General features: G+C 66.1%; 11 protein-coding genes. All 11 read right to left on the bottom strand.

What is annotated here, in order from left to right; genetic code table 11:
- Positions 1-1,590 (bottom strand): secretin N-terminal domain-containing protein (locus K7431_RS14890; protein ID WP_224316746.1); only part of this gene is annotated, 1,590 nt, incomplete at its 3' end.
- The gene (locus tag K7431_RS14885; protein WP_015884863.1) at positions 1,587-2,111 is read right to left on the bottom strand and encodes a general secretion pathway protein GspN; all 525 of its coding nucleotides are present in this window, start codon (positions 2,109-2,111) and stop codon (positions 1,587-1,589) included. The genes K7431_RS14885 and K7431_RS14890, both read right to left, overlap by 4 nt.
- Complete coding sequence (gene gspM / locus K7431_RS14880) at positions 2,108-2,719, bottom strand: type II secretion system protein GspM (RefSeq protein ID WP_015884864.1); 612 nt, start codon at positions 2,717-2,719, stop codon at positions 2,108-2,110. Before gspM ends, K7431_RS14885 begins: the two co-directional genes overlap by 4 nt.
- Positions 2,694-3,713: a type II secretion system protein GspL gene (locus K7431_RS14875; RefSeq protein ID WP_015884865.1), complete on the bottom strand. Its 1,020-nt coding sequence runs from the start codon at positions 3,711-3,713 to the stop codon at positions 2,694-2,696. The genes gspM and K7431_RS14875 overlap by 26 nt, the downstream gene beginning before the upstream one ends.
- Positions 3,710-4,435, bottom strand: a complete 726-nt coding sequence (locus K7431_RS14870; protein ID WP_015884866.1) for a hypothetical protein — start codon at positions 4,433-4,435, stop codon at positions 3,710-3,712. Before K7431_RS14870 ends, K7431_RS14875 begins: the two co-directional genes overlap by 4 nt.
- Positions 4,432-5,061: a prepilin-type N-terminal cleavage/methylation domain-containing protein gene (locus K7431_RS14865; protein WP_015884867.1), complete on the bottom strand. Its 630-nt coding sequence runs from the start codon at positions 5,059-5,061 to the stop codon at positions 4,432-4,434. Before K7431_RS14865 ends, K7431_RS14870 begins: the two co-directional genes overlap by 4 nt.
- Positions 5,058-5,420, bottom strand: a complete 363-nt coding sequence (locus tag K7431_RS14860) for a prepilin-type N-terminal cleavage/methylation domain-containing protein (protein ID WP_015884868.1) — start codon at positions 5,418-5,420, stop codon at positions 5,058-5,060. Before K7431_RS14860 ends, K7431_RS14865 begins: the two co-directional genes overlap by 4 nt.
- Positions 5,417-5,848 (bottom strand): type II secretion system protein, encoded by a 432-nt coding sequence (locus K7431_RS14855; protein WP_015884869.1) that lies wholly within the window; start codon positions 5,846-5,848, stop codon positions 5,417-5,419. The genes K7431_RS14860 and K7431_RS14855 overlap by 4 nt, the downstream gene beginning before the upstream one ends.
- 9 nt (positions 5,849-5,857) lie before the next feature.
- Positions 5,858-6,283 (bottom strand): type II secretion system major pseudopilin GspG, encoded by a 426-nt coding sequence (gene gspG / locus K7431_RS14850; RefSeq protein WP_015884870.1) that lies wholly within the window; start codon positions 6,281-6,283, stop codon positions 5,858-5,860.
- Between the two features lie 20 nt (positions 6,284-6,303).
- Complete coding sequence (gspF, locus tag K7431_RS14845) at positions 6,304-7,506, bottom strand: type II secretion system inner membrane protein GspF (protein ID WP_015884871.1); 1,203 nt, start codon at positions 7,504-7,506, stop codon at positions 6,304-6,306.
- Positions 7,503-9,233 (bottom strand): type II secretion system ATPase GspE, encoded by a 1,731-nt coding sequence (gene gspE / locus K7431_RS14840; protein WP_015884872.1) that lies wholly within the window; start codon positions 9,231-9,233, stop codon positions 7,503-7,505. Before gspE ends, gspF begins: the two co-directional genes overlap by 4 nt.
- Between the last annotated feature and the right edge of the window lie 27 nt (positions 9,234-9,260).

Below are 9,260 nucleotides of genomic sequence, written 5' to 3'. Positions count from 1 at the left end.
CCCCAGCCCTGCCCCGCCACCGCCCAACGCGCCTTGGCTGCCGGCGGTGTTGCCCACGGTGGTGCTGGTGGAATTGCCGGCCAGGCGACCCAGGTACCACTGCACCCCAAGGTCCAGTTCGCCGGTGAGTTTGACCTCGAGGATGCGCGTCTCGATCTGCACTTGCAGCGGCGGGTTGTCGAGGCGTTTGATCGCCGATTCGATCTCTTTCCACTGCACCGGACGGGTGCGTACCAGCAGTTGGTTACTGCTTTTCTGCGCGGTGATACGCGTGCCGGCGTCGAGGCTTTTGGTTGGGGCGTCTTCGGTGGCGCCCTGTTCGGCGTCGTCCTGCTCGGCGTCGGGCGCTTGCTCCTCATCCTCAGCGGCAGGCTGGTTGTTGTTGAGGGTGTTACTCAGGCCACCCGGCGTGCTGCCGGAGGTGCTGTTGGTGCCGGGCGAAGACAAGGTCGCGGTGCGCAGGCCGGGGGCGACTTTGGCCGGGGTGTCGTCCTTGATTGCGCCCGTGCCGTAGATCTGCCGCAGGTACTTGGCCAGGTCGGTGGCTTTCATGTTGCGCACGTCGTAGACGTACATCTGCGGCTCGTTGCCGCCGCCTTCGTCGATGGTGTGGATCCAGTCACCGACTTCGCTGAGGTACTGCGGCTGCGACGAGATCGCCACCACCGAGTTGGTCCGCTCGATCGGCAAAAACCGCACCATGCCCGCCAGGGGCATGCCGCTGTCGGGGCCGAACATTTTTTGCAGCTCGGGCATCAGCTCGGCCACCGAGGCGCGCTGCAGGCCGAACACACCCACCGACATGCCTTTGAGCCAGTCCACATCGAAGGTGTCGATGGTGTCCTGGTAGTTGGCCAGTTCCTCGGGGGTGCCGGCCAGGCTCAGCACATTACGCGCCGGGTCCACCAGCAGGAAGGCGTTTTCGCGGGCGAACGGCTTGAGCAGCTTCTGCATCTCGGTGGCCGAGATATAGCGCAGCGGAAACAGGCGCGCCGACAAACCGCTGGAGGGCTGCGACACGCGCATCTCCGGCACCAGCTTGCCCGCTACCGCCTGGTTGGCCGGCAGGATGACATAACGGTTGCCCTGCTTGATCATCGCGTTGTCGGTCCACGACAACAGGGTCTCCAGAATCGACAGGGCCTGCTGCTTGTTCACCGGTTTAGAGGTGGAAAAGCTCACGTTGCCCTTCACGCCCTGGGCGATGCTGTAGTTCTCGTGAAGCAGGTCGCCCATCACGCTGTTGATCACCGCTTCGATCGGCTGGTCGGCGAAGTTGAACACGATGTCGCCAGCGCCCTCCTCCTTCCCCGCCGGCGCCGCGGATGGCGCACGCACGAACTGTTGGTTGCCGCGAATCAATTGGCGTTGCGGCGGCGTCTTGGCCTGGGGTTGGCCGCTGTCGACCGGCGCCTGTTCGCTGGCCGGGTCCACGGGCGGACGTTGCGAACCGGTGCCCTGCATCGCCTCATGCAACAGGGCCTCGTCCGGGTCGAGATGCTCAGGGAATGTCCCGCAGCCACCGAGGGAAACGGCGGTAGCGAGGCACAACACGGTGGTGCGCAAGGCGCCAGGGAATGTATCGATCAAGGGGTGGACTCGTGAGGAAGGGTAATCGGGGGTGTGGTGGACGGCGGCGGCAAACGCAAGGCGCGCAGGCTCAGGGTTTGTGTGCGGCCGTCCAGCGCAAAGCGGGCATCGCGGGGTGTGAGGTGTTCCAGGCGCCAGCCGTTGGGCAGGGTCTGGCCCTGGCGGACTTTGAGCGGCGGGCCGTCGGCGCGTTTGAGCAGGGCCACGCGCAGGTCGCCATCCAGCACGATGCCGGTCAGCGTCAGGCTCGACAGGCTGGAAACTGCCGCCTGGCCCACCGCGCGGTCGGGGCTGCGGTCGGGACTGAACAGCGGCGCTTGCCAGGTGCCGGCCAGGCTTTCCAGGGTCGCGTTCGGCGCCACCAGTGCCTTGGCGGCCGCAGTGGCGCGCGCATCGGGTTCGGGCGCCGGCAGCCATTGCGGCGCATCGCCGATGCTGCTGAGGATGCCGACCATCAGCAGGCCCAACAGCCCGGCCACACTGAGCAGCAGCCATTCCAGGGGACGCAATGCATTGATCATCGCTGCACCTGCCGGGCCGTGGCCGGTTGCAGGTAGCCGCGCACCAACAGGTGCACCACCAGTTGCCCGGCACCACCGCTGGCCGGTGCGTTCGGCGGGCGGCGGATGCTCATCTCATCGACAAACAGAAACGGCCGCTGGTACTCCAGTTCATGCAGGATCGCGGTCAGGGGTTCGATGGCGCAATTGAGGGTCAGGCTGACTTTGACTTGGCGATAGGGCTCGGCATCGTCCTGCTCCGGGGTGATGGGCATGCGCTGCGTCAGACTGCAACCGCCGCCCAGGCTGGCGCGGCTGTTGATCAGGTCGGCGATGCGTTGCATCAGGTCGGCTGCCACGGCGCTGGGGTCGTCGCCGGGCAATAAGCTGGTGCTGCTGGCCGGGTCCTGGCGCGCCTGCTCCAGCTGTTGGCGCAGGCTATCGCCTTGGCGCAACAGGCCGGCGTAGCGTTGCTGCTGTTCACGTAACTGTTCGGCCTGCTCGCCCATGCTGCGCAAGGGGCCGGCGAACCAGCTGTCGATCAACAGCCAGTAACCGGAGCCAAGCACCAGGGCCAGGACGATCAACGCCGCACCACGGCGTTCACGGGGTGTCAGTGGTCGGCGCATCGGCGGCCTCCTGGTGCAGGTGGGCGCGCAAGGAAAACTGATCCTTGCCGGTTTGCGCATCGGGTTGGATCACCCCTTCGAACTGGGCATTTTCCAGGCTGTGGCAGCCCTTGATCCGAGTGATCAGCGCGCTGGCCTTGGCGCTTTGCCCGGAGAAGGACACGTCGGCGCCGTCGTTGACTTCCAATTGGTCGAGCCAGGTGTCGGACGGCAGGCAGGCGGTCAGCTCGTTGAGCAGCGCCGCCAACGGCGGTTGCGCGGCCTTGCGGCGGATCAGGTACTGGGCGGCGCCACGGGTATTGAGCAGTTGCTGGCGCAGGGCCTGGACCTCGGCGACCTGGGCTTTCTGTTCGCGCACGCTCTGCTGCATGGCATCGAGCACGCGCTGACGGTCATTGAGCCACAGCAGCATCGCGGCAATCAGCAAGGCGCCGCACAGCCATGGCAAGCTGCGTTGCAGGCCCTTGCCCTGGGGGCGCTGGCGGGGGCGCAACGGTGCCGGCAGCAAGTCGATGCCCATTGGCGCGCCCGTCGCATCCGCCACATCCACGGCATGGGGCTGCAAGCCGAGGGCGGCGCAGTCATTGAGGATCTGGTCGAGGCGCTCACGCAGGATCGCCACCAGCGTGACGTGCAAGTGCGTCGGCGTACGGCGTTCCTGACGCGCGACAAAGTACAGTTGGGCAGCGTCGAACGGCGTGAAGCGGTCCAGTTCATAGCCGACGACCGTCGACAGGTTACGCGCCGCGGCCGGGGGCAATTGCAGGGTTTGCACCAGCACCGTTTCAGGCGGTAGCACCAGCACGTGGCGCGCTTCGCCGGGGTGCTGTTCGACCGGCACGGTCAGCGGCCAGGCATAGACATGCTCGGGGATATCGGCGAACGACAGCCAGGCCGGCAGGCAGCCGCGCAACTCCTTGAGCCACAGGCGCCAGCCCAGTTGCAGCAGGCTGCCGCGCCAGCGTTGCATGACGGGCTCCAGGTACTTATTCATTCTTGCCAACGTAGGACTCGATAAGGTTGTGCGCTGCCTTGCGCGGGGCTCAATAACACGGTGGCTTGCACCTGGGCGTGGTAACCGCCGGGACGTTTTGCACGGCTGCTGACCACCAGCACTTCGCCGGCATCGGCCCCCACCGCGCTCTGGTGCGGCAGGTTCAGCGCGCGGCGCATCAACGCACTGGCGAAGGCCGGATCGGGTCGGTCCAGGCCGCTCCACAGGCTGATCTCGGGCACCAATTCGCTGTACAGCGCCTGGGTCATGCCCGGCAGTTGACGCACTTCTTCCACTACTCGAAACGGCGCCAGGCCCTGGTTACGGCGCACCTCCAGGGCTTTGGCGAGCTGGTTGGCCTGGCGTTGAGTCGCACCGCAAGCCAAGGCCAGGCGGGCGAAATCGCCGACCTCGGCGCTGTTCAAATACAACTTGCCGCGCTCGCTGCGCAGGCTGACGTGCAGTTGCGCGTCATCAAATACCCGCGAAATTTCACGCCCGTCGGCTATCCATTGCTTGTGCTGCAAGGGGTCGAGCAGACCTTGCATCGCGAGCGCCACGCCCGCCTCGGCAGCCAGCACCGCCTGGGTGTGCTGGCGGTGCCAGGCGGCCTGGCGCGTTTCCAGTTGCACCCAACCGGCCAGACCGCCCAGCAACAGGCTGAGCAAAGCCAGCACCCACAGCACCAGCAACAGGGCAACGCCACGTTGATGCTTGATCATTCGGGCGCCCCGCCCGACAAGTTCAGGCGCAGGGCAACCACCTGGGTCACCCAGGGCACCGGCCCATTCACTCGCGCGTCGATCCGCACCGCGTAAGGCAGGCGCTTGGTCCACGGCCATTCGCTGATCCAGCCGGTGGGTTGGCCTTTGGGCGACAGGCCGCGATAGCTGAATTGCACATCCTCAACGTCTTTCAACAACACCTGCGGCTCACTGCGCGACGCCGGCACGCTCACTTGCGCCTGGGACTCAAACCGTGCGAACGCGACTTGCAGTTCGCGCTGCGATTCCGGCCCCACCAACTGCAGCGTGAAGCGCTGAATCCCGCCACCGAGCACGCCGGGCAAGGTCGCGACAAACTGCATGCGCTGCGGGCTGCCGGCGAAAAAGCCGTCGACCTGGCTGTCGTCCTCGGTCACATCCAGAGGCAGCGCCTCGCTGATCGCGGTGCGCAAAAACTGCTGCGCGGCGCGCATTTCATCCAGGCTGACCGTATAGCGCTGGGCCTTGAGCACCGCCCGATTGGCCCCCAGCAACGCGCCACCGACCAAGGTCAGCAGCACGCCGAGCAGACTCAGCACGATCATCACCTCGAGCAAGGTAAAGCCCTGCTGATGCCGCTTCACAATCCGGCCCCGGCAGCGCGCAGTTTCAACGTGCTGAAGTGCGCCTGGCGCGGGCCTTCGCTGACGCTGAGATCAAGGCGAAACAGCTGCGGCTGACCGATACGGGTGGGCTGCTGGGCGATGCGCAGCTGCCAGTCGATGCCGTCCAGTTCGCCCTGGCGCACGCCGTTGGCCAAGGGCCCCGCGCCTTCCTGGTCCATCACGCTGACGGCGGCATGGGTGAGCCGGTCGCTATGGGCGACTTGCAACAACGAGCGCGCGCTCTGGCCGAACGCGACCAGCAACACGCTGCTGCAGATCGCCATAAGCACCAGCGCCGCAAGCATTTCCAGCAGGGTGAAACCGCCTTGATGCTTCATGGCAGCGCCTTGGACTGCACACTGCCGGTGAGCCAGCCGATGTCGATGCGCCAACGCCGGCTGCCATTCGCCAGCAGCAGGTTGCCACCGGTGGAGCTGCCATCGGCGTAGAACGCCACCGCCGAGCCGGCCTGTTCTGCGGTGTGCAGGGTCACGTGCAGGTCGGCCGGCCAGTGTTTCAACGGGCGGCCCGGAGCCTGGAAGCTTTGCTGACGCAAGTCGAACACGGTGCTTTGGGCGGTGCCGCTGACAATCGCCCGCGCCCGCGTGCTGCGCAGCGCCTCGACTATCTGCCCGACAGCCTGGCGCTCTTTTGCGGCACGCAGGCCTTGTTGCAGGCCAAACCCCACCAACCCGGCCGCGATGCTGATCAAGACGATCACCACCAGCATTTCCAGCAGGGTAAAGCCGCGTTGGAGGTTGGGCATGGTCGCGGGTTATTCCCAGTTGCCCAGGTCGGCGCTGTAGCCTTCGCCGCCGGGTTGGCCGTCCTGACCGTAGAAGATCAGGTCGAACGCACCGTGCTCACCGGGGAAGCGGTAGCCGAAGGCATGGCCGAACGGGTCCTTGAGGTCTGAGGGCTTGGCGTACGGCCCGGCCCAGCCGGCGCTGTTGCCGGGCTTTTCGACCAGTTGCTGCAGGGTCTTGGGCGGCGAGCCGACGTCCAGGCCATAGCTTTCGATCTTCATGCTCAGGCTCGCCAGTTGCGCTTTGCCCGCACCGTACTTGCCCTTGTCCACATTGCCGCCGACCTGGCGTACCACGATGGTCGCGACGATGCCCAGCAGCACGATCACGGCGAGCATTTCCAGCAGGGTAAAACCGCCCTGGCGGCGGGCAGGCTTGAATCGAGTAGGACGCATCAGCTTGTTTCCTTAAGGGTTCATATATTGCTGGTCAGGCTCATCAGCGGCAGCATGATCGCCAGCATGATCACCGCCACCAGCACCGCCATGACCACGGTCAGGGACGGCACCAGCGCGGCGAGCAGGCGGTCGATGCCGCGTTTGGCCTCGACGTCGAACACGTCGGCGACCTTGAGCAGCATGCTGTCGAGTTCGCCGGCCTGTTCGCCGACTTCAATCATTTGCAACGCCAGGTCCGGCAGCAAGGGTTCGCTGCCGAAGGCGCTGGCCAACGTGCCGCCGCCTTTGACGGATTCGGCGGCCTGGGCGACTTGCGCCTGCAGCGCGCGGTTGGTGCACACCTGCCGGGCGATCACCAGCGCTTGCAGCAGCGCCACACCGTTGCTGAGCAAGGTGCCAAGGGTGCGCGCCAGGCGTGCGGCTTCGACCCGCTGCAGCAGCGGCCCAAGAATGCGGATCCCCAATACGCGGCGGTCATAGCGCTCACGGCGCTGGGGATCACGCAGGCGTGCGACCACGGTCCATGCGCCGACAATCAACCCGGCCAACACCGCCAGGCCGTAGGCACCGAGGAATTGGCCAAGGCCCAGAATCACTTCGGTGATCAGCGGAATTGGCACGCCCAGGTCCTTGAAGATCGGCACGAACTGCGGCACCACGTAGGCCAGCAACAGCGCGAGCGAACCGAGCACGCCCACCACCAGGAACGCGGGGTAGATCAGCGCATTGATCACTTCACCGCGGAGCAACTGGCTGCGCTCCAGGTAATCGCTGAGCTGGCGCAGCGTGTCTTCCAGGGCACCGCCCGCCTCGCCGGCGCGGACCATGCTCAAGTACAGCGGGGAGAACTGGTCGCCCTCCTCCTCCAGCGCCTTGGATAACGGCTGGCCGGCCTTGACCTGTTCGCGGATGCGCTCGATCAACGCGCGGGTCTGCGGCTGGCCGGGCTGCTTGAGCAGGATGCCCAGGGAGCGTTCCAGCGGTTGGCCGGCGCCCAATAGCGTGGCCAGTTGCTGGGTGAAACTGACCAGCGCCGCGCCGTTCAGTTGGCCACGGCCGAAGGCCTTGCGCAGCCCCTGGGCGCCCGCCACCTCGATCTGCAACAGCAGCAAACCGCGTTTGTGCAGCGCGGCGACGGCAGCGTCCTGGTCCTTGGCTTCCAGGGTGCCGTTTTGCGCTTGGCCCTGGCTGTCGAGGGCGCGGTATTTGAACAGGCTCACGCGCCCTCTCCACGGGTGACGCGCAGCACTTCTTCAAGGGAGGTAACACCCGCCACGGCCTGGCGCAGGCCCTCTTCATGCAAGGTGCGCAGGCCACCTCGGCGGGCGGCCTGTTCGAGGGTGGCGGCGTCGGCCTGGCGCATTAGCAGGCTGCGCAGTTCGTCGTTCATCACCAGCAGTTCGGTGATCGCGCTGCGGCCGTGGTAGCCACCGCCCGGCGCATCGGCGCGCGGGCGATAAAGCAGGATCGGGCGCTGCTCGGTAAACCGATCCAGGCCATGTTCGGCGATCAACTCAGCGGGGGCTTCGAAGGCTTCGCGGGTGGCCGGGTCGAGGCGCCGCACCAGGCGTTGGGCGAGGATGCCATTGACGGTCGAGGCGATCAGGTAGCTTTCCACGCCCATGTCCAGCAGACGGGTGATACTCGCCGCCGCGCTGTTGGTGTGCAGGGTCGAGAGCACCAGGTGGCCGGTGAGGGAAGACTGGATGGCGATACGGCAGGTTTCCAGGTCGCGGATTTCACCGATCATGATCACGTCCGGGTCCTGGCGCACGATGGAGCGCAGCGCGCCGGCAAAGTCCAGGCCGATGGCCGGCTTGACCTGGATCTGGTTGATGCCTTCGAGCTGGTATTCCACCGGGTCTTCGACGGTGATGATCTTGCGCTCAGCGGTGTTGAGCCGCGACAGCGCAGTGTAGAGCGTGGTGGTCTTGCCCGAGCCGGTGGGCCCGGTGACGAGCAGGATGCCGTGGGGCCGTTCAAGCACTTCCAGGAAAGTTTCCAGGCGCTGGCCGTCGAACCCCAGGCTCTGGAAATCGAACTGCACGGTCTGGCGGTCGAGCAAACGCATGACCACCGACTCGCCAAAACTGGTGGGCACCGTGGACACCCGCAAGTCCAGCTCCTTGCCCTGGATGCGCAGCATGATGCGCCCGTCCTGGGGCAGGCGCCGCTCGGCGATGTCCAGGCGCGCCATGATCTTCACCCGCGAAATCACCGCCGCCGACGAACTGGACGGCGGCGCTTCGGCCTCGTGCAGCACGCCGTCGATGCGGTAGCGCACCTTGAGCTGGTTTTCGAACGGTTCGATATGAATGTCCGAGGCGCGATGTTCCACCGCACGCTGCAGGATCAGGTTGACCAGGCGAATCACTGGCGCTTCGGAGGCCATGTCCTTGAGGTGTTCGATGTCTTCCAGCGCACCGCCCTGCTCGTCGAGGTTTTCGATCAGCGTGCCCATGGCCGAACGGCCCTGGCCGTAGTAGCGCTCGATCAGGGTTTCGACTTCATTGCGCGGGCCCACGGCCAGCCACACCGGCACGCCGCAGGCATAGGCCAGGGCCTGGAACGGGTACACCAGCGATGGGTTGGCGGCCAGCACGCGCAGGCCGCCCTGGCTCCAGCCCACGGGCACCACTTGGTAGTGACGCATGAAGCGCTCGGTCAGTGAGGGCAAGGGGTCCAGCAAGGGTGGCGCGGCATCGGCCAGCAGCAGCGGCGCGCCGAGCAGGTCGGCCCAGGCGCGGGCCAGTTCCACTTCGGAGACAAGTCCCAGGCGGGTCAGCAGGCCGAGCAATTCGGGGTCATCCGACTCTTGGGACAGGCGTCGGGCGCGCTCCAGGTCAACGGTTTTCAAGCCAGCGTGCTGCATCAGCCACGCGCAGACCTGTTCGGTGTGCGGGATGTGCAGTTGGCAGGCATCGAGGGGCGTTGAGGCGCTGGGCATGGGTAAAAATCTGAGGGGCGATGTTCT

The sequence above is a fragment of the Pseudomonas fluorescens group sp. genome, from assembly GCF_020093335.1.
In the GTDB taxonomy this organism is placed as follows: Bacteria; Pseudomonadota; Gammaproteobacteria; order Pseudomonadales; family Pseudomonadaceae; genus Aquipseudomonas; species Aquipseudomonas petroselini.
The sequence above is the reverse complement of the archived record's forward strand: the minus strand, read 5'-3'. Positions and strand labels throughout refer to the sequence as shown.